Origin of the sequence: Aeromonas sp. S5(2024) (genome assembly GCF_041403025.1) — a bacterium.
GTDB classification, from domain to species: domain Bacteria; phylum Pseudomonadota; class Gammaproteobacteria; order Enterobacterales; family Aeromonadaceae; genus Aeromonas; species Aeromonas hydrophila.
This window is the reverse complement of the sequence record NZ_JBGLRI010000001.1, coordinates 457,901-478,626: the sequence shown is the minus strand read 5'-3', so window position 1 is coordinate 478,626 and position 20,726 is coordinate 457,901. Positions and strand designations below refer to the sequence as shown.

The following is a 20,726-nucleotide window of genomic DNA, read 5'->3' as shown; positions in this document are numbered from 1 at the left end:
CATGCCTGCAACTCATTCTGGAAGGATCCGCTATGAAACCCTTGTTGACCGCCCTCTTGCTCCCCCTGCTGCCCCTCGCCGTACAGGCCGCCGAGCCCGTCTGGATCACGGTCGGTGCCGACAGCGGCGTCGAACTCAAGCAGGTCAAGGCCAGGCTGGCCCCCCTGTTCAGCGCCAGCGGCGCCCCGGTCCAGCTGGCCCAGGTCGAGGCGAGCGAGCTTGGCACCCTCTCCCACCTAATGCACGAAGGGCACCAGCGCTGCGGTGGCTATGTGGTGCACAGCACCCTGGCCGACGCCCTGCAGAGCATGGCCCAGCCCATCAGCCAGAACCTGTTCAGCGCCCCGCCGCTGACCCAGGGGGCCAGCGTCAACCGGCTGCTGCCCTATCTGGATCAGGGCAACATAGTCGGCACCATCAGCCAGCTCGCCAGCTGGCGCAACCGCTACTACACCACCACCACAGGGGTGCAGTCGGCCGACTGGGTGGCCGGCCAGTGGCAGACCCTGAGCGCGCCCCTGCCCTGGGCCAGCGTCAGCCGGGTCAAGCACAGCGGCTATCCGCAGCAATCCGTGGTGCTGACCCTCAAGGGCAGCCGCTACCCGGACGAAGTGGTGGTGCTCGGCGGTCACCTCGACTCCACCGCCGGCTCGGCCCCCAACAGCCGCACCCTGGCCCCCGGCGCCGATGACGATGCCTCCGGCATCGCCACCCTGACCGAGGTGCTGCGAGTCATCGCCGAGCAGGGCCGCCAGCCGGAGCGCACCCTGCAGTTCATCGGCTATGCGGCAGAAGAGGTGGGGCTGCGCGGCTCCAAGGACATCGCCACCCGCTACAAGGCGGCCAACACCAAGGTGCTGGCGGCGCTGCAGCTGGACATGACCAACTACCAGGGCTCGGCGGAAGATATCGTCTTCATGACCGACTACACCGACCAGGGGCTGACCAGCTATCTGGCCCAGCTGCTCGACGCCTATCTGCCCCAGATCCGCTACGGCTATGACAGCTGCGGTTACGGCTGCTCGGATCACGCCTCCTGGCACAATCAGGGCTACCCGGCCGCCATGCCGTTCGAGTCGCGCTTCAACGACTACAACCCCAACATCCACACCGCCCAGGACACCTTGCAAAACTCTGATCCCTCGGCTGCCCACGCCCTCAAGTTTGCCCAGCTGGCCACCAGCTTCGCCATCGAGATGGGCAAGATAAACTGAGCCACCAAGGCGAGGTGACGCACCTAAAACAAGAGGGAGGCCAGGCCTCCCTCTTTCGTCTCTGCATCTGCCGCTCAGGGCTGTCGATGCCCCCCGTCAAGCGGGGAATTCGGGCGCGGCAAGCCTTGCTGCGCGCGGGCCGTGGCGGCCTGGGCCTGGTGCATTTCAAGGCGCTCGAAGGTGCGCAGCGCGCCATCGCGGGGAGCGGGATCCGCCGGCCAGCAGCTGGCGGGCAGCGCCTGCACGCCCAGCAGAGCAACGGACAACAGCAACAGATAAGGGGCCATCTTGCAGCACTCCGGTGGCAGCAGAGTGTCTATTCTTGTCGAGGACCGATGACAGCTTGATGACGGGACGGGATCGTCATTTTACAACATCTGACGAGGCGGGCCGGCGCCGAGATACATATGGCGACATTTATGCCAAATCTGCGCGGACCAGTTAATTTATGCCCTAAAAAGTAGCCAAGAGGAAAACGTTATCCCTGAAAAGAAAACGTTATCTGGTCAAAACGTTGTTTCTGGATCATAAAAAGTATCCAAAAACTGGTGTATATTGCACGGCGGAAACTCCTTAACCATGAAGACTGACATGAAAAAGACCAAAATCGTCTGCACCATCGGTCCCAAGACCGAATCCAAAGAAATGCTGGCCAAGATGCTGGACGCCGGCATGAACGTCATGCGCCTGAACTTCTCCCACGGCGACTACGCCGAGCACGGTGGTCGCATCAGCAACCTGCGCGCTGTCATGGCCGAAACCGGCAAGCACGCGGCCATTCTGCTGGACACCAAGGGTCCGGAAATCCGTACCATCAAGCTGGAAGGCGGCAACGACGTTGCCCTGGTCGCTGGCCAGACCTTCACCTTCACCACCGACCAGACCGTGGTTGGCAACAAAGACAAAGTAGCCGTGACCTATGCCGGTTTCGCCAACGACCTGCGCGTCGGCAACCGCATCCTGGTTGACGATGGCCTGATCGGTCTGGACGTCATCGAGATCACCGAGCGCGAAGTCATCTGTAAAGTACTGAACAACGGCGATCTGGGCGAGAACAAGGGCATCAACCTGCCGGGCGTCTCCATCAAGCTGCCGGCCCTGGCCGAGAAAGACAAACGCGACCTGATCTTCGGTTGCGAGCAAGGCGTTGATTTCGTTGCCGCCTCCTTCATTCGCAAGAAAGAAGACGTGCTGGAAATCCGTGAGCACCTGAAAGCCCACGGTGGCGAGAACATCCAGATCATCTCCAAGATCGAAAACCAGGAAGGCCTGGACAACTTCGACGAGATCCTGGCTGTCTCCGACGGCATCATGGTTGCTCGTGGCGACATGGGTGTCGAGATCCCGGTTGAAGAAGTGATCTTCGCCCAGAAGATGATCATCGAGAAGTGCAACAAAGCCCGCAAAGTGGTCATCACCGCCACCCAGATGCTGGACTCCATGATCAAGAACCCGCGTCCGACCCGCGCCGAAGCCGGCGACGTGGCCAACGCCATCCTGGACGGTACCGATGCAGTCATGCTGTCCGGTGAGTCCGCCAAGGGCAAGTACCCGCTGGAAGCCGTGACCATCATGGCCACCATCTGCGAGCGTACCGATGCCGTGATGCCGTCCAACCTGTCTGCTGCCAACGACAGCAACAAGCTGCGCATCACCGAAGCGGTCTGCAAAGGCGCGGTAGAGACCTCCGAGAAGCTGGACGCCCCGCTGATCGTGGTTGCCACCGAAGGCGGCAAGTCTGCCAAGGCCATCCGCAAGTACTTCCCGAAAGCCTGGATCCTGGCCATCACCACCAACAAGAAGACCGCTGCCCAGCTGGTACTGACCAAGGGTGTGGTTGCTCACGTGGTTGACAGCATCGCCTCCACCGACGATTTCTATCGCATCGGCAAAGAAGCGGCGCTGGCCAGCGGCATGGGTCTGAAGGGTGACGTGGTTGTCATGGTCTCCGGTGCCCTGGTACCGAGCGGCACCACCAACACCGCTTCTGTTCACGTTCTTTAATCGGAACTGAACAAGCTGAAAACGGCGCCTGCGGGCGCCGTTTTTTTTATCTGCCCCCCTGCTGCCCATTCCTGCCCGGTGTTAGAATCCACGCGGATTTAATCCAAGTGGGAAATCTCCCAAATATCGCGTAATAACCCGGAAGTTTTATGCTCTCAACACGCTTCAAAAGAGCCTCGGCCACCCTGTTGCCGCTGCTCTGCTTACTCGTCAGCCTCTGCGCCCCGCAGGCCATGGCGCAGGATGTGCCCTCACGTGCCAGTGTGCAGCGGGCGCTCGATGCCCTTGGCAAGTCTGATACCCTCACCGTCAGCCAGCAGGCCGACCAGAAATTCCTGACCGACACCCTCACCCTGCTCGACAGCATCGAGAAGGAGAAGAGCAAGGCCAAGAGCCAGAGCGAGCGCATCCGCTCCCTGCCGGCCGAGCTCAGGGACATCAGCGCCAAGCTCGATGCCCTGACCCAGAACAAGAGTGCCGAGCAGATCAAGAGTGAATACGCCAGCATGAGCCTGAGCGAGCTGGAGAGTCGCCAGCCCGACGTCATGGCCAACATGCAGGATGCCCAGGAAGCCCTCGGCACCATCGGCAGCCAGATCACCAGCCTGCAAACCCTGCCGGAACGGGCCCAGGCCCTGATGAGCCGCGCCTATCAGCGCAGCCAGGAGATCCGTACCCGCCTCAACGCCGGTGACGGGGTGAGCGGTGCCGAGAAGATGAAGCTGGGCGCCGAACTGGCCTTGCAGGAGCTGCAACTGGCCAACCTGCAACAGCAGCTGGACAACCGCACCAGCATGCAGGATCTGGCGGTCAAGCAGCGCGACTACCAGAGCGCCCGCCTCGCGAGCGAAGAGCAAAAGCTGCAACTGCTGCAAGAGCAGAGCAGTGCCAAGCGCCTCGGTGACACCGAAAAAACCGCCGAGCAGACCGGCGAGCTGGTCGCCGCAGATGACAACCCGCTGGTACAAAAAGAGCAGGAGCTCAACCATCAGCTCAGCCAGCAGCTGGTCAGCGCCACCACCAACCTCAACTCGCTGGTGCAGAAGAACCTGCAGGCCAAGAGCTGGCTGGAGCGCGGCACCCAGACCGAGCGCAACCTCAACGAACAGGTGCAGATGCTCAAGGGCAACCTGCTGTTGTCACGCATTCTCTACCAGCTCTACCAGCAGCTGGAGTCGTCGCCTTCCACGCTGGTGAAGAACCTGGAAGAGCAGATCGCCGACCTGCACCTGGCCCAGTTCGAGCTGAGCCAGCAGCGCGACCAGCTGTTCCAGAAGACCCAGTATCTGGACAACCTGATCGCCAGCAGCAGCGAGCCGGTGAGCGAGGAGGACAGAGCCAGCCTCTCCAAGCTGCTCGATACCCGCATCAGCCTGCTCGACCAGCTCAACCGCCAGCTGGATGCCCAGCTGACCAACGCCATCAGCCTGCAACTGACCCAGCAGCAGCTGGCGCGGATCTACTCCTCCATCGAATTTACCCTGCAGCAGCACATCTTCTGGGTGAGCAGCAACAAACCCATCGACGGCAAGTGGTTCATCAGCTGGCCGGCCCAGGCCTACAAGCAGGCCTCCGACTGGGTGCTGAAACCGGACTGGAGCGGCTGGGGCGAGATGCTGCTGCCGGTCTCCCTGCTCGCCTTCCCGCTGCTGCTGGTGGGCGGTCTGCTGATCTGGAAGCGCCCGGCGCTGGTGGAGCGGCAGAAGAAGATCACCAAGGATCTGGGGCGTTTTCGCCAGGACAGCCAGTGGCACACCCCGCGTGCCCTGCTGTTTACCGTGCTGCAACGCCTGCCGGGCAGCCTGTTCATTCTGGCTGCCGGTCTCTGGCTCACTTACTGCGGCCTGCTCAGTCCCAAGCTGATTTTCCAGATCACCCTCAACCTGGCGCTCGGTTACCTGGTGTTCAGCGTCTATCTGGCGGTGATGCGGCCGGGCGGCATTGCCGAGACCCATTTCCGCATGCCGAAAGCCGAGCTGCAGGCCAAGCGCACCAGCATGCGCTACCTGTGGGTGCCCTTGCTGCCGCTCATCATGCTGTCGACCAAGGCGGTGGTTGAACCCTCATCGCTGGGCAACGACGTGGTGGGTCAGGCGCTGACCCTGGCCCTGCTGGGGCTGGCCGCCTATCTGGTGTTCCCCATCTCCCGCGCCCGCATCAAGGGCGAGGCGAGCATGCAGCAGTCCATCACCGCCATCGCCCTGGCGCTGGCACCGGTGGCGCTGATAGTGCTGGTGGGACTGGGCTACTACTACACCGCCCTCAAGCTGACCGGCCGGCTGATCGAATCCTTCTACCTCATCATCATCTGGAGCCTGGTCTACCGCACCGCCCTGCGCGGGCTGGAGCTGGCGGCCCGCCGTCTGGCCTATCGCCGTGCGGTGGCCAAGCGCGAACACAAAGCCCAGGAGGATGCGGAAGGGGGTGAGTCCATCGAAGAGCAGCCCATGGATCTGGAGGATGTCAGCCAGCAGTCCCTGCGTCTGACCCGCACCGTGCTGCTGCTGGTGTTCGGTGTCGCCTTCTACTGGCTCTGGTCCGATCTGGTGGCGGTATTCTCCTACCTCGACAGCATGGTGCTCTGGCACCGCACTGAAGGGACAGGGGCCAATGCCGTGCTCTTCCCGATCAGCCTGAGCGACGTGCTGATAGGCTTCCTGCTGCTAGGCGGCGCCTGGTCGCTGGCCCGCAACCTGCCGGGTCTGCTGGAGGTGTTGGTGCTCTCCAAGCTGAACCTGGCCCAGGGCACGGCCTACGCCATCACCACCATGCTCAACTATGTGCTGATCGGGGTCGGCTCGCTGACTGCCCTCTCCATGATGGGGGTGCAGTGGGACAAGCTGCAGTGGGTCGCCGGTGGTCTGTCGGTCGGTATCGGTTTCGGCATGAAGGAGATCCTCTCCAACTTCGTCTCCGGCATCATCATCCTGTTCGAGCGTCCGGTGCGGATCGGTGACACCGTCACCATAGGTTCCTTCTCCGGCACCGTCTCGCGGATCCGTATTCGCGCCACCACCCTGACCGACTTCGACCGCAAGGAGGTGATCATCCCCAACCAGCAGCTGATGACCGAGCGGCTGATCAACTGGTCGCTGAGCGACACCGTCACCCGCGTCATCGTGCGGGTGGGGGTGGCCTACGGTTCGGATCTGGAGCTGACCCGTACCCTGCTGAAACAGGCGGCGGACGACAACAGCCGCGTCTTGAAAGACCCGGCCCCCATCGTCTACTTCCTCACCTTCGGCCCCAGCACCCTGGATCACGAGCTGCGCTTCTTCGTGAGCGAGCTCGGCGATCGCAACCCGGCGGTGGACGAGCTGAACCGCAAGATAGACCAGCTGTTCCGCGAAAACGGCATCGAGATCGCGTTCAACCAGATGGACGTCTACATCAAGAACATGAAGGACGAAGAGCAGAAGGTGGAGTCCGACTCCGCCCAGCCCCCCGCCCTGCCGGGTGCCCAGCCCGGCTAAGGCAGCACACCATGCCACTCGAAGGCCCCGCAAGGGGCCTTTTTTATGGTCGGCGGCCAGCCATCTGCGCTGGTTTTGTGACGAGCCGGCCAGAATGGGCCACCGTTTGCCGCTAGCCTGAAGCGCTTACCTCCCCCAGTGAGGGGGTCTGCCAATCCGGGCCGGCCGCGATACACTGAGGGGCCAACCCCCACATTTGCCAAGGTACGCCAATGAGTTCCCAACCCACTCTGCTCTCTTTTCTCGGCTCTCCCCTGCTCGGGGTGGCCGCCACTTATGTCGACCCCGCCAGCAAGGAGACCGGCGTCTACATCTGCGGGGTCGAGATCCAGGCCGGCGACGAGCTGCTGCTGAGCTTTCCCAAGGGGCACCAGCTGGCGGTGGGGGAGAAGATCACCCTGCATCTGGACAACCGCACCGGGGTCGACGAGTACGATGCCTCCTTGAGCGTCTATCGCGTCTCCTACAAGGGGGTGATAACAAAAACCGCCCCGGACAAGGTGCAGGTCACTCCGCTGCAGTTCGAGCTCTGGTACGGCAACCGGGTGGTCTATGGCTTCGCCCGGCCGGACTATCAGCATCCGGCCGATGAACGCCCCGTCTGCGAGCTGCCGGTCACCCCGCTCACCGGCCTGCCGGTGCCTGACCTGCGCGAAGTGGAGAACAAGATCGGGGTGCTGGTGACCCGGGCCCAGTCCCAGCCGCACACCACCGTACTGGCGTTTCTCTCCTCCGATGAGGACGATATCTTCTTCATCACCTTCCCCGAGACCTTCAAGTCGCAGTTGCTCAAGCGCGACGGCCGCTGCCACTTCGCCATCGACTCGCGGGCGGTGTTCACCTACACCCGCGCCATCGAGTGGAACTACACCATCATCGCCGCCGATGCCTACCAGATCCCGCAGGATCACCCGCTGTTCGAGCCCATCCGCGCCGCCTTCGTGCAGAAGAACCCGTGGGAAGTGGGCTTCTTCAGCCACCCGCAGGTGGAGCTCTACCACCTCAAGGCCCGTCAGGTGGTCTGCCCGGGGCGGGCAAAAGAGTAGGCCAGAGCGGGCCCGAAAGAGGATAAGATGACCGCCGTTGCCCATCACAAGGAGTAGAGAGCAGATGCAGCAGGTCGTTTATGTGGCGAGCCCCGCCAGCCAGCAGATCCACGTGTTCGCCCTGGCCGGGAGCGGAGAGCTCGCGCCATTGCAGGTGGTCGACACCCCGGGCCAGGTCCAGCCGCTGGTGATCAGCCCGGACGGGCACTGGCTCCATGCCGCCGTGCGGCCCGATTTTGCGCTCATCAGCTACCGGATTGGCGTGGATGGCCGGCTCAGCGAGCCGAGCTCAGCGCCGCTGGCGGGCAGCGCCTCCCACACCGCCATCTCGGCCGACGGCCGCTTCCTGCTGGCGGCCTCCTATGCCTTCAATCATGTCACCGTCTCCGCCATCGGAAGCACCGGTCGGGCAGCACCGCCCCATCAGCAGCTCGACGGCTTGCAGGCCGCCCACTCGGTCACCCTGCTGGCCGCCGACGGCCAGGGCGAGCAGGAGGTGCTGGTCGCCTGTCTCAAGGAGGATCGTATCCGCCGCTTTGTGCTCTGCCGGGAGGGCCGGCTGCGCCCCCATCCGCGGGGGGATCTGCAGACTGCCAGCGGCGCCGGCCCACGCCATCTGGCGCTGCACCCAAGCAATGGCGACCTCTATTGCCTGAACGAACTCGACTGCACCATCAACCGCTACCGGCGCAGTGCCGACGGCGAAATCACACTGTGCCAGAGCCTGGAGATGCTGCCCGCCGGTTATCAGGGGGAGTACTGGGGAGCGGATCTGCATGTGACGCCGGATGGGCGCTTTCTCTACAGCAGCGAGCGGGCCAGCAGCCTGCTGACCCAGTTCGCGATTGCGCCGGATGGCGAGCTCGGGGTGGTCGGCCACTTCCCCACCGAAACCATGCCGCGCGGCTTTGCCATCGACGGGCAGGGCCGCTGGCTGCTGGCAGCAGGGCAAACCGCCCACCAGCTGGCGCTGCACCGCATCGATCCGGCCAGCGGCGCCCTGACCCTGCAGGCACGCCAGCCGGTGGGCGAAGGGGCCATGTGGGTGCGGGTATTGACGCTGGCGCCCTGAGCACTTAGCCCCGAGCCCGGCGCACCGACAAAACAGAGAGGCCACCCTGGGGTGGCCTCTTTTTCATCATCTCAATGCAAGTCAACGCAGGGATTTAATCCTTGGCGCTCTCCATGGCACCCTCTTCAGAATGCTGGGGCAGGATGAGGTTGAGCAGGATGGCGGCCACCGAGGCCAGACCCACACCCGCCAGGGCGAAGTCACCGATCTTCATCTCCAGCGCACCGACACCCACGGTCAGGGTCACGGCCACGATGGCGATGTTGCGCGACAGCCCCAGATCCACCTTGGACTCCACCAGGGTCTTGAGACCGATGGCGGCGATGGATCCGAACAGCAGCAGCATGATGCCGCCCATCACCGGCATCGGGATGGAGGTGAGCAGGGCGTTGAACTTGCCGAAGAAGGCCAGAATGATGGCGAACACCGCGGCCCAGGTCATGGTGACCGGGTTGAAGTTGCGAGTGATCATCACGGCGCCGGTCACTTCGGCATAGGTGGTGACGGGGGGGCCACCGATGAAACCGGCGAAGCAGACGCCGATGCCGTCACCGGCCAGCGTACGGTGCAGGCCCGGGTTCTTGGTGTAATCCTTGCCCGTCACGCCACCGATGGCCAGCACGCCGCCGATGTGTTCGATACAGGGGGCGATGGCCACCGGCAGCATGAACAGCGCCGCGGCCCAGTTGATCTCGGGGGTCACGAAGTGCGGCAGCGCCAACCAGGGGGCATTCACCATGCCATCGAAGCTCACCTGCCCCATCAGCACGGCGGCCACATAACCGGCGATGACGCCGGAGAGGATGGGGATGAGCTTGATCCAGCCCTTGCAGAACACCGCCGCAATCAGAGTCACCGCCAGCGAGATGCCGGCCAGGGTCAGCGCAACCGAAGCTGGCACGACCTGCTCACCGCCGGCACGGCCCATCGCCATGTTGCAGGCCACCTGGGCCACCGACAAACCGATCACCATGATCACCGGACCAATCACCACCGGCGGCAGCAGCTTGTGCACGAAGCCCATCCCACGCACGCGAATGAGCGCGGCCAGGATGAAGTACATGAAACCGGCAGCAAACAGACCGAACATGGTGGAGGGCAGGCCCCAAGTCTGGGTGGCGTAAATGATGGGGGCGATGAAGGCAAAGCTGGAACCGAGGAAAATCGGGACCTGGCGGCGGGTGCAGAGCTGGAACAGCAGGGTGCCCACACCGGCGCCAAGCAGGGCCATGGAGGGGTTCAGTCCGGTGAGCAGGGGCACCAGAACCATGGCACCGAAGGCGACAAACAGGATTTGCAGCCCGGCGACACTTTGCTTGACTAAGGAAAACATGGATGTCCTTAATTTTTTGATAACTGACAGGGATATTTGACACTTTTCAGTTATCACAAGACTTTTTCAAGGCACTGAATGAGCCATTCGGCGTCATTTGTTGCCTCTTACTGCTTGGGGAGGGCATGAAACTGGCTTTTTAGGCGGGATTCGTTGCTACAAGCATCGAGGAAGCGATTTTACGCACTTTTATCGCCGACGCCAATCGTTTTTCCACGCTGTTTTGTTTTCAGGTGTTGCCCCTGCCCCGCCACCGGCCCCCTCTATACTTGATGGCGTGAACCCAGCCGGACAAGGAGTCCCCCATGTCACTGCCCGCTTTCAAGCCCAGCCAGCGTCGACTGCTGGTGGGCTCGGCCATCGCCCTGGCCCTGTTTGCCACCCCGCTGAGCTATGACTTCAGCCACCATCAATGGCAGCTGAATCAGGCCTATGCCAAGTCCTGTTTCGTAGCCGGCACCCGCATCCTGATGGCCGATGGGGAGGAACGTCCCATCGAGACCCTGCGGGTCGGTGAACGGGTGCGGGATCAATATGGCCACAGCAACCGGATCCTGGCGATCGAGCGGGTACTGCTGGGAGCACGCCGGCTCTACGGGCTCAACCGGCTGGCCCCCTTCTTCACCGCCGAACACCCCTTGCTGACCACCCGCGGCTGGGCAGCCATCGCCCCGGCCATGACCAGCACCGAGAACCCGACTCTCGCCGTGCTGCCGCTCTTTACCGGCATGCATCTGCTGGGTTGGTCGGAGCGCGGCAGCGCAGGCAATCTGGCGCTGGCCCCTCACCCCACCCCGCTGCTGGTGGAGTCCCTCTGCTGGCTGGATGCCCCGCCCACCACCGCACTGTTCAACCTGATCCTGGATGGCAGCCACAGCTATGTCGCCAATGGGCTGATCGTTCACAACAAGGATGGCGATGGCAGTGGCGGCGGCAGTGGAAACAGTGGAGGAGGAAGCAGCGGCGGAGGCGGTAGCAGTAGTGGAGGCAGTGACAGCGATGGCGGTGGCAGCAGCGGTGGAGGAGGCAGCGACAGCGATGGCGGCGGCAGCAGTGGTGGAGGCAGTGACAACGATGGCGGTAGCAGCAGCGGTGGAAGCAGCCACGATGGCGGCAGCGACAGCAGCCATGGTGGTGACGACCACGGCGGTGGGGAACATGCCGGCGGCGAGCAGCATGCAGGGGGCGATCGGCATGCCGGTGGTGAGCAGCATGGCGGAGGGGACCGCCACGCCGGCGGAGATCGTCATGGTGGCGGGCGTGGCCTCGGCAACGGCCTCGATGACAACGGGGTTGATGCCGTCGATGCCAGCGGCAACGAGATCCGGGGTGACGGTACGGTCGACGACAACGGGGTAAATGCCGTGGATGCCAACGGCAACGAGATCCGGGGCGATGGCACGGTCGACGACAATGGGGTAGATGCCGTCGATGCCAATGGCAACGAGATCCGGGGCGATGGTACGGTCGACGACAACGGGGTAGATGCCGTGGATGCCAACGGCAACCAGATCCGGGGTGACGGCACGGTCGACGATCACGGCCAGACCCTGACCGATGCGCAGGAGCAAGCGCTGATCCAGCAAGGGTTCAACAGCAAGGTGCAACCATGAGCCGTTATCTGCTGATCTGCCTGGCGCTGTGGTTGTCCGCCTGTGCCACCCAGCCAGCCGCCCCACTCTATCACCAGATGGACAAGCAGGATGTGGCGCTGGCCAATCAGGCACTGGCCGAGGCGCTGCAAACCCGCCCCAAGGGCCAGAGCCTCACCTGGTTCAACTCCACCAACCGCCACTCGGGCAGCGTCACGCCACTGCGCACCTTTCGTCACTCCAACGGCCTCTGGTGCCGCGACTACCGCGAGCAGCTCTATATAGCCCAGGCCAGTCAGCAGTGGCAGGACACCGCCTGCCGCAGCAAGGCGGGGCACTGGCTGCCGCTGCGCAGCTGACAGCTCAGGTAACAAAAAAGGAGGGTGGCCATGGCCACCCTCCTTCTATTGCAACTGCAAGCTTGCGGCCATCATACCCGGCGATAGGGCAGATAGACCGGCTCCCACATGTGGTTGAGGATATGCTGCTGCAGATCCTGACCGATCAGCGGGTGGGAAGGATCCCGCCGCACTATGTCTTTGAGCACTGCGGTCGCCACGTGCACCGAGATGTTGCGCAGCTCGCGAATGCGCGGATAGACGGCCCCCTTGGCCAGGTCCACCTCGCTCACGCACTCCGCCAGCGCAAAGGCGGCGGTGGTGAAGATGTCCGGCGTGATCTCGCGGATCTGGCTGACGATGGCCGCCAGACCCACCCCCGGGAAGATGAAGACGTTGTTGCCCTGGCCGACCCGGAACTCCTGACCCTCGTAGTGCACATCCTTGAACGGACTGCCGGTGGCGACGATGGCCTTGCCCTTGCTCCAGCGATAGATGTCGTCCGGCAGCGCCTCGCAGTTGGCTGTCGGGTTGGAGAGCGGGAACACCATGGGGCGTGCGCAGTGTTTTTGCATCAGCTGCACGTGCTCCTCCTTGAAGGCGCCGCCCGAGCCGCTGGTGCCGAGCAGCACGGTGATCGGCACGTGGCGCAGCACGTCGGTCAGGTTGGCCTTGCCGGGCACCTCGGTGTCCCAGCCGGCCAGCAGCAGGCCCGGCTTGGCGTAGCGGCGTTTGTACTCGTCGAGCCCCTCGCGGTTGTCACACACCAGCCCCTGGGTATCCAGGATGTAGATGCGATCGCGGGCCACCTGTGGATCCAGCCCTTCGCGGATCATGCCCGCACAGATCTGATCCGCCACCCCGACCCCGCCGGCACCGGCGCCATAGACCAGGTAGTTCTGCTGGCCCAAAGTCTCGCCCTTGACCTTGACCGCCCCTATGATGCCCGCCAGCACCACGGCCCCGGTACCCTGGATGTCGTCGTTGAAGGACGGCAGCGACTGCTGATAGCGGGAGAGGTTGTTGAAGGCGTTGGACTTGCTGAAGTCCTCCCACTGCAGCACGGCGTTCGGGAAGTGGCGCTTGACCCCGGCCACGAACTTGTCGATGAAGTCGTCGTACTCCTTGCCGCGAATGCGCTTGTGAGGCTGACCCAGGTACATGGGATCATCCAGCAGCGCCTGATTGTCGGTGCCCACATCCAGCGCGATGGGCAGACAGCAGGCGGGGTGAATACCGGCGGCCAGGGTATAGAGGGAGAGCTTGCCGATGGGAATGCCCATGCCGCCCACCCCCTGGTCACCGATCCCCAGGATCCCCTGGCTGTCGGTCACGACGATGATACGCACCGATTTGGCATCCAGCTGACGGGCCAGGGAGCCCATGTCATCGACGTTCTTCGGGGTGATGTAGAGGCCGCGCGCCTTCTGGTAGCGGTGGCTGAACTCCTGACACGCCTTGCCCACCGTCGGGGTGTAGATGATGGGGGTCATCTCCTCCACATGGCGCGCCAGCAGGGCGTAGAACAGGGTCTCGTTGCGATCCTGCAATGCCCGCAGGTTCTGATACTTCTCGATGTCGCTGCAGGCGCTCAGAAAGCCCTGATAGACCCGATCCAGCTGGGCTTCGAAGGTTTGCACCTGGGGAGGCAACAGGCCGTCGAGCTCGAAGTCGGCGCGCTCCTGTTCGGTAAAGGCGGTGCCCTTGTTGAGATTGCGATCGTTGAGCAGATCGGTGCCAGTCAGTGCAACGGGGCGAAAATCTTGTCCCTGTGCATCTTTCCACAGCAGATATTGTCCGGTAGCCATAGTCATTCTCTTTGATTTACGTGAAATTGCCGTTCGGCAGGAGAGCAAGACTCATAATGAAATCAATCATATGACGTTTGCCTGTTTAGTTTTGTGAGCTTGGGCATACCCTGCGGCCAAAATCCGCGCCGAGGTGGATGATGGTCTCATACCGGCCACGCGCCGCAGAGAGCGGCCAACTATGCTCAACAGCAGGCCACCGGCAGGGAGAGGTTCCCGGGGGCAGGAGAGAGCAAACTGATGAGTGAAATCCTGATCGTCGATGACATGGCATCCAACCGCTACATCTTGCGCAGTCTGCTGGAAGAGGCGGGTTACCGGGTGCGGGAGGCCACCGACGGCCTGCAGGCGGTGGATGCCGCCACCGAGTTCCCCCCCGATCTGGTGCTGATGGACATCAACATGCCGGTGATGGACGGCTACGAGGCGTGCCGCCGCATCAAGCAGCTGCCGGGCCAGTGGTGCCTGCCGGTGCTCTTCATCAGCACCAACAGCGGGATCGGGGCACTCGAGCAGGCCTTTCAGGCCGGCGGCTGCGACTATGTTTCCAAGCCGTTCCACCAGCTCGAGGTGCTGGCCCGGGTGCAGAACCAGCTGCGCCTCAAGGAGCTGGGGCGCCAGCAGGCCAAGGTGCAGCTCTACCAGAGCCTGTTTCAGCTCACCGCCGGCATCGCCCACGAGATCAACACCCCCATCGGCATCGGCATCACCGCCTCCAGCCTCATTCACGGCGCCGGCGATCTGCTGGCCAGCGCGGTGCAAAACGGCATGCTGGGGCAGCGCCTGCTCCAGCAGCAGCTCACTGACATCAAGGAGGGCACCGAACTGGTGGAGTCCAGCCTGCGCCGGGTCGCCCTGCTGGTGACCCGCTTCAAGGAGCTGACCCGGGATCAGACCGAGCTGCCCGCCACCCCCTTCGCCGTACAGAAGAGCCTGCGCAAGCTGCTGCAGGCCTTCACCCCCGAGTTTCTCATCGCCAGAGTCAACGCCGACCTGGGCGGCGAGGAGGTCACCCTGACCGCCCCCGAGTCGCTTTTTCTCGACCTGGTGCAGGAGCTCATCAAGAACAGCATGGAGCACGCCTTCAAGGGGCCGGGGGAGCACCGCCTCACCCTGCAGGTGGAACGCGCCGGCAGCGAGCTGCTGCTGATCTACCGTGACAACGGCCCCGGCATGGCGGCCGAACAGCTGGCCCACCTGTTCGAGCCCTTCTTCACCACCCTGCGCGGTGACGCCCGCCACTGCGGGCTGAGCGCCTGTCGCATCCACAATCTGGTGGAGAACAATCTGCACGGTCAGCTCGCCGTCACCAGCCCGCCCGGCGAGGGGCTCTGCTACCGCATCCGGCTGCCGCTGCAGCCGCCGCTCTGAGGGGCAGACACAACAAAGGGGCGCCGCAGCGCCCCTTCTCTTTCATCCTGATGTCGCGATCAGCCTCAGCCTGACTTGCCCGTATCAGGCTGGTCGAGCTGGTGCTTCACCTCTTCATACCAGAGGTCGTGGTGCTCCTTGGCCCAGGTTTCGTCCACCTCGCCGCTGATCATCCCCTCCAGCGCCCCTTCCAGCTGGAACAGACCCATGTAGATATGGAAGATGAAGCCGCAGATGAGGATCAAGGCGCCGACGATGTGGATGAAACTGGCCCACTCCATCTGGCGGCGCAGCTGGCCGAAGATGGGGAAGTCCAGAAACAGCCCAGTCGCCACCACGATGCCGCCAAACCAGATCAGCAGCCAGAAAATGGCCTTCTCGCCGCCGTTGGAGAAACCCGCCGAGGGGTGACTCCCCTTGTGGGGCCCCAGCATGCCGCCCGCCTTCATGAACCAGCGCACGTCCACCATGTTGACGATGTTGTGGCGAAACCACTTGATGAGCACTCCCATCAGGCAGAGGAAGAAGAGCGGCCCCACGTAGTTGTGGAACACCTTGGCGAACCAGATCCAGTTCTCCCACACCCCGATGCTCACCACCGGCTTGATGAAGTGCTTGCCGTAGATGATGGCCAGCCCCGACCCGGACAGGGTCAGAAACATACCCGCCGTGGTCCAGTGCAGCGCCCGATCCAGTCGGCTCCAGCGCTTGAGCTTGCGCCCGGTGCGCGGTTTCGAGAGCTTGGTCGGCCCCACCGCCCAGTACATCAGGCCGCACATGGCCAAGGAGCCGAAGATGGCGATGGCACCGAGCGGCGACACCCACTTGGTCTTCACCTCGAACCAGAGCTGGCCCGGCACCGAGATGAGCACCCCGTGCTCCGGCGAGCGGGAGGTGGTCACCCCCTCCTGCCCGTCCTTCACCGCCCGCCAGTAGTCGGCGCCGGCAAAGCCGACTGCCTCTTTCTCGGCGTCGGCGAAGCTGGCGGTACTCACCAGCAGCAGGGCGGCAAACAGGGCCATTAGCCAGGTTTTCATGCCGCCCCTCCCTTGCCCGCCTTGCTGGCGTCGTAAAACAGCTCTTCACCGCTGCCCCAGCCCGCTTCCTTGGCGCCGCGATAGGCGACCCGCTCGCGGAAGATGTCGGAGATGACCTGCGCATCCCCCGCCAGCAGCGCCTTGGTGGAGCAGAGCTCGGCACACATGGGCAGCTTGCCCTCGGCGATGCGGTTGGCTCCGTACTTCTGGCGCTCCGCTTCGCTGTGATCTTCCTCCGGACCACCGGCGCAGAAGGTGCACTTGTCCATCTTGCCGCGATCGCCGAAGGCGGCGGTCTTCGGGAACTGGGGCGCCCCGAACGGACAGGCAAACAGGCAGTAGCCGCAACCGATGCAGAGATCCTTGTTGTGCAGCACGATGCCGTCGTCGGTGTGATAGAAGCAGTCGGCCGGGCAGACCGCCATGCAGGGGGCGTCGGTGCAGTGCATGCAGGCGACCGAGATGGAGGTCTCCCCCGGCAGGCCGTCGTTGAGGGTCACCACCCGGCGGCGCTGGATGCCCCACTCGAGGGCATCATCGTTCTCGTTCTTGCACGCCGTCACACAGCCGTTGCACTCGATGCAGCGCTTGGTGTCACACATGAATTTCATTCTGGCCATGGGATCAGGCTCCTACTTTGCGAAAACGGCACAGGGTGACCTTGGTCTCCTGCATCTGGGTGACCGGGTCATAACCATAGGTGGTGACTATGTTGACCGACTCCCCCAGCACATAAGGGTCTGACCCTTCCGGATATTTGGATCGCAGATCCTGGCCCTCGAAGTGGCCGCCGAAGTGGAACGGCATAAAGGCGAGCCCAGGTTTGACCCGCGGGGTCACCAGCGCTTTCACTTTGACCCGGCCCCCTTCCGGCCCCTCGACCCACACATCCTGACCGTCACGCACGCCGACGTCATTGGCATCCGCCGGGTTCATCTCGACGAACATCTCCTGCTGCAATTCAGCCAGCCAGGGGTTGGAACGGGTCTCGTCGCCGCCCCCCTCGTACTCCACCAGACGGCCGGAGGTGAGGATGATCGGGAACTCCTTGCTGACATCCTTCTCCTGCACCGATGCGTACTGGGTCGGCAGGCGCCACAGGCTCTTGGCATCGGGCCAGGTGGCATAGTCGGCCAGCAGATCCCGGCGCGGGGTGTAGAGCGGCTCGCGGTGCTTGGGCACCTGATCCGGGAAGGTCCACACCACGCAGCGCGCCTTGGCGTTGCCGTAGGGCACGAAGCCGTGCTTGATGGCCACCCGCTGGATGCCGCCGGAGAGGTCGGTCTTCCAGTTCTTGCCCTCGGCCTCTTTCTTCTCGGCCTCGGTCAGCTCATCCCACCAGCCAAGCTGCTTCAGCAGATCGGCGGTGATCTCGGGATAGCCGTCTTCCACCTCGCTCCCCTTGGGCCAGGAGTCTTCGGCCAGCAGCGAGACGCCCTGATACTCGATGCCGAAACGGGCGCGGAAGCCGCCGCCCCCTTCCGACACCGGAATGCTGGTGTCGTAGAGGATGTGACTGCCGGGGTGTTTCATCTCCGGGGTGCCCCAGCAGGGCCAGGGCAGACCGTACACTTCGCCGCTGACCGGGCCACCCTCGGCCTTGAGGTTGGTCTTGTGGAAGGTGTGCCAGTTCTGCTGGTGCGCCTTGAGCCGCTCCGGGCTCTGGCCGGTGTAGCCCACGCTCCACATGCCGCGGTTGTACTCGCGGGTGATGTCTTCCAAGAGCGGCTCGTTGTTCTCCACCTTGATGTGCTTGAACAGCTCATCGGCAAAGCCAAGCTTCTTGCTCAAGAGATACATGATCTCGTGGTCCACCTTGGATTCGAACAGCGGCTCAACCACCTTGTCGCGCCACTGCATGGAGCGGTTGGTGGCGGTGACGGAACCATAGGTCTCGAACTGGGTGGTGGCCGGCAGCAGGTAGACGCCGTCGGTACGATCGTTCATGACGGCGGCGACCGTGGGGTACGGGTCGACGATCACCATCATGTCGAGCTTTTGCATCGCCTTCTTCATCTCGGGGCCGCGGGTCTGGGAGTTGACCGCATGACCCCAGTAGAACATGGCGCGGATGTTGGAGCCCTGCTCGATGAGATCGGCGTTCTCCAGCACACCATCAACCCAGCGGGAGACCGGAATGCCGTTGTTGTTCATCGGCAGCTTGCCGTTGTAGGCCTTGTTGTCAAAACGCGCCTTGATCCACTCGTAATCAACGTCCCACACCCGGGCCCAGTGCTTCCAGGAGCCCTCTTCCAACCCGTAGTAGCCGGGCAGGGAGTCGGAGGTGACGCCAAAGTCGGTGGCGCCCTGCACGTTGTCGTGACCACGGAAGATGTTGGTGCCTGCCCCGCTCTTGCCCACGTTGCCGAGGGCCAGTTCGAGGATGCAGTAAGCGCGGGTATTGTTGTTGCCGGTGGTGTGCTGGGTGCCACCCATGCACCAGACCACGCAGCCGGGGCGGTTGTCGGCCAGCAGCTTGGCAGCGCCATGAACCTGCTGTTCGTTGAGGCCGGTCACCCGCTCCACTTCCGCCGGGGTCCAGCACGCTACCTCTTTTTGCACCTCGTCCATGCCGTAGACGCGAGTGCGGATGAACTCCTTGTCTTCCCAGCCGTTTTTGAAGATGTGCCAGAGCATGCCCCAGATAAAGGCGACGTCAGTGCCCGGACGCAGGGAGAGGTACATGTCCGCCTTGGCGGCAGTACGGGTGCGGCGCGGGTCGACCACCAGGATCTTGCAGCCGTTGCGCTCTTTGGCCAGCAGGATGTGCTGCATGGCGACCGGGTGGGCCTCCGCCGGGTTGGAGCCGATAAACATGATCGACTTGCTGTTGTGCATGTCGTTCAGGCTGTTGGTCATGGCGCCGTAGCCCCAGGTGTTGGCGACTCCAGCGACCGTGGTGGAGTGGCAGATGCGCGCCTGGTGATCCACGTTGTTGGTGCCCCACAGGGACGCCATCTTGCGAAACAGGTAGGCCTGCTCGTTGGAGTGCTTGGCGGAGCCGAGCCAGTAGACGCTGTCGGGGCCGGACTCCTTGCGAAGGCGCAGCACCTCGTTGCCCACCTCTTCGATGGCCTGCTCCCAGCTCAGGCGCTGCCACTTGCCGCCCACCAGCTTCATCGGGTACTTGAGGCGACGCTCGCCGTGACCGTGCTCGCGCAGGGCCGCCCCCTTGGCGCAGTGACCGCCCAAGTTGAAGGGGTGATCGAAGGCCGGCTCCTGACCGGTCCAGACGCCGTTCTGCACCTCGGCGTAAACGCCGCAGCCCACCGAGCAGTGGGAGCAGATGGTGCGCTTCACCTCGACCGGCACGTCGGCCGCCACGGTTTTGGCCTCGGCCCGCTGCATCATGGCCGGCGCTAGCCAGCCGGCTGCCACGGCGCCGCCGGCCACCAGACTTGAGTTGACCATAAAGGCGCGACGGGTCAGCCCCTGACCGCGAGCGGCCCCATTGCTTTGCAAGCTGCCCTGCTCGCCCGCCTGGGGCTGCTCGGCACGTTTCGTCAGTTTCATGAGTTCTCCTTCACTGAGCCGGCTCAGTCGGTGCCGCGCAGGGTGCGATAAAAGTCGTGAACATGGGGGGTCTCCCGATAGCCCTTGTCGGGCTCGGTGTCGTGGGTCAGCACCTCCTTGCCCACCACCCGGCCGGTGGCACCGGCCAGCACGCCTATGGTGGCAACCACGCCCACCCCCTTGATCAGATTGCGGCGGGACGGGTCTTTCAGCTTTTCATCGCTCATCTTTCTGTGACCTCTGTTGTTATGGTCGGCTGCGGTGAGCCGGTTTTGCTATGAGTGGGTGGCGCAGCGTCATGGCTGCGTCACCACCGGGCTGCCAAAGGGCAGGCGCAGTTCCTGTTCCAGTTTGAAAAAGTCTTCGGCAAGCGCCCCGACCGCCCGGTAGAAGCTGCCCCCTTTCGCCTGTTGCTGATCGCGGCAGCAGGCCAGTACCCAGGGGGCAAGGTGGCGTTCATAGAAGCGGTTGCGATCCGGGTGCTGCTCGGCAATCAGTACCGCCATCACCTCACAGAGGGCAGCCAGGTGATCTTCCGGCTCGCACACTCCGCTCTGGCGCTCGAAACCCAGCGACTGCAGATCGGCGCGCAGTACCGCCAGTGGCAGCTCCATCAGGGAGCCGGTGAGATACCAGGAGGCAAATGGCACAATCTCCCCGCGCCCCAGCCCGATAAAGAGATCCTGATACTCCTCGGCAAGCTCGTTTTCGTGGTGGCTGCTGGCCGCCAGCTGCACCAGCCCCAGCCCTCTGGCAAAGGGGCCGGGCATGGCCTGCAACCCTTGCAGCCAGGCGAGCTGCTCGCCACGGGGAGCGGCGCGCCAAAGGCTCGCCAGCAGGGCGTACATGTCGGCGCTATTGCGATCCAGGTCGGTCATTGCCGGCGCCTCCGGGTAGTCATTGCGTTGTTCAGTCATCAGAGTCC

16 protein-coding genes are annotated in these 20,726 nt (G+C 63.5%); 8 read left to right on the top strand and 8 right to left on the bottom strand.

The genetic code is table 11. The annotated features are described in order from the left end of the window. The first annotated feature begins 32 nt into the window (after window positions 1–32). Window positions 33–1,214 carry a M28 family metallopeptidase gene (locus tag ACB032_RS02200; RefSeq protein ID WP_371137246.1) on the top strand — a complete coding sequence of 394 codons (1,182 nt, stop codon included), beginning with the start codon at window positions 33–35 and terminating at the stop codon, window positions 1,212–1,214. Window positions 1,215–1,288: 74 nt separating this feature from the next. Here the strand turns inward: ACB032_RS02200 and ACB032_RS02195 are convergent, their stop codons facing one another. Next, the gene (locus ACB032_RS02195) at window positions 1,289–1,501 is read right to left on the bottom strand and encodes a hypothetical protein (RefSeq protein ID WP_201974581.1); all 213 of its coding nucleotides are present in this window, start codon (window positions 1,499–1,501) and stop codon (window positions 1,289–1,291) included. Between the two features lie 304 nt (window positions 1,502–1,805). Here ACB032_RS02195 and pykF point away from each other — a divergent pair, with 304 nt between their 5' ends. The 4 genes from pykF to ACB032_RS02175 all read left to right on the top strand — a co-directional run bounded on the left by pykF (window position 1,806) and on the right by ACB032_RS02175 (window position 8,809). Next, a complete protein-coding gene (pykF, locus tag ACB032_RS02190) occupies window positions 1,806–3,218 on the top strand; it encodes a pyruvate kinase PykF (protein ID WP_010633307.1) in 1,413 nt (470 codons plus the stop codon). 149 nt (window positions 3,219–3,367) lie between these two features. Beyond that, window positions 3,368–6,691 carry a mechanosensitive channel MscK gene (gene mscK, locus ACB032_RS02185; RefSeq protein WP_371137245.1) on the top strand — a complete coding sequence of 1,108 codons (3,324 nt, stop codon included), beginning with the start codon at window positions 3,368–3,370 and terminating at the stop codon, window positions 6,689–6,691. A 212-nt stretch (window positions 6,692–6,903) separates the two neighbouring features. Next, window positions 6,904–7,737 carry a hypothetical protein gene (locus tag ACB032_RS02180; protein WP_371137244.1) on the top strand — a complete coding sequence of 278 codons (834 nt, stop codon included), beginning with the start codon at window positions 6,904–6,906 and terminating at the stop codon, window positions 7,735–7,737. A gap of 64 nt (window positions 7,738–7,801) precedes the next feature. Continuing rightward, a complete protein-coding gene (locus tag ACB032_RS02175; protein WP_371137243.1) occupies window positions 7,802–8,809 on the top strand; it encodes a beta-propeller fold lactonase family protein in 1,008 nt (335 codons plus the stop codon). 94 nt (window positions 8,810–8,903) lie between these two features. Here ACB032_RS02175 and ACB032_RS02170 read toward each other — a convergent pair whose 3' ends face one another. After that, on the bottom strand, window positions 8,904–10,142 hold the full coding sequence (locus ACB032_RS02170) for a uracil-xanthine permease family protein (RefSeq protein WP_016351527.1): 1,239 nt from the start codon (window positions 10,140–10,142) through the stop codon (window positions 8,904–8,906). Between the two features lie 305 nt (window positions 10,143–10,447). On the opposite strand from ACB032_RS02170, the gene ACB032_RS02165 reads away from it, so the two are divergent. Next, the gene (locus tag ACB032_RS02165) at window positions 10,448–11,755 is read left to right on the top strand and encodes a hypothetical protein (protein ID WP_371137242.1); all 1,308 of its coding nucleotides are present in this window, start codon (window positions 10,448–10,450) and stop codon (window positions 11,753–11,755) included. After that, entirely contained in the window at window positions 11,752–12,093 is a 342-nt protein-coding gene (locus tag ACB032_RS02160; RefSeq protein WP_254202316.1) for an RT0821/Lpp0805 family surface protein, read from the top strand. The genes ACB032_RS02165 and ACB032_RS02160 overlap by 4 nt, the downstream gene beginning before the upstream one ends. A 71-nt stretch (window positions 12,094–12,164) precedes the next feature. On the opposite strand, the gene ACB032_RS02155 is transcribed toward ACB032_RS02160, so the two are convergent. After that, window positions 12,165–13,880, bottom strand: coding sequence for an NAD-dependent malic enzyme (locus ACB032_RS02155; RefSeq protein WP_371137241.1), 1,716 nt, complete (start codon window positions 13,878–13,880; stop codon window positions 12,165–12,167). 240 nt (window positions 13,881–14,120) lie between these two features. Here ACB032_RS02155 and ACB032_RS02150 point away from each other — a divergent pair, with 240 nt between their 5' ends. Then, a complete protein-coding gene (locus ACB032_RS02150) occupies window positions 14,121–15,251 on the top strand; it encodes a hybrid sensor histidine kinase/response regulator (protein ID WP_042065699.1) in 1,131 nt (376 codons plus the stop codon). Window positions 15,252–15,316: 65 nt separating this feature from the next. On the opposite strand, the gene ACB032_RS02145 is transcribed toward ACB032_RS02150, so the two are convergent. The 5 genes from ACB032_RS02145 to ACB032_RS02125 form a co-directional block, all read right to left on the bottom strand. Then, a complete protein-coding gene (locus ACB032_RS02145; protein ID WP_371137240.1) occupies window positions 15,317–16,288 on the bottom strand; it encodes a formate dehydrogenase subunit gamma in 972 nt (323 codons plus the stop codon). Then, window positions 16,285–16,908 carry a formate dehydrogenase FDH3 subunit beta gene (gene fdh3B, locus ACB032_RS02140; protein WP_011706855.1) on the bottom strand — a complete coding sequence of 208 codons (624 nt, stop codon included), beginning with the start codon at window positions 16,906–16,908 and terminating at the stop codon, window positions 16,285–16,287. Before fdh3B ends, ACB032_RS02145 begins: the two co-directional genes overlap by 4 nt. Before the next feature lie 4 nt (window positions 16,909–16,912). Next, window positions 16,913–19,801 (bottom strand): formate dehydrogenase subunit alpha, encoded by a 2,889-nt coding sequence (locus tag ACB032_RS02135; protein ID WP_371137239.1) that lies wholly within the window; start codon window positions 19,799–19,801, stop codon window positions 16,913–16,915. A gap of 23 nt (window positions 19,802–19,824) precedes the next feature. Further along, a complete protein-coding gene (locus tag ACB032_RS02130) occupies window positions 19,825–20,028 on the bottom strand; it encodes a transcriptional initiation protein Tat (RefSeq protein WP_021229865.1) in 204 nt (67 codons plus the stop codon). Between the two features lie 69 nt (window positions 20,029–20,097). After that, entirely contained in the window at window positions 20,098–20,718 is a 621-nt protein-coding gene (locus tag ACB032_RS02125) for a molecular chaperone (RefSeq protein WP_017409114.1), read from the bottom strand. Window positions 20,719–20,726 lie beyond the last annotated feature (8 nt).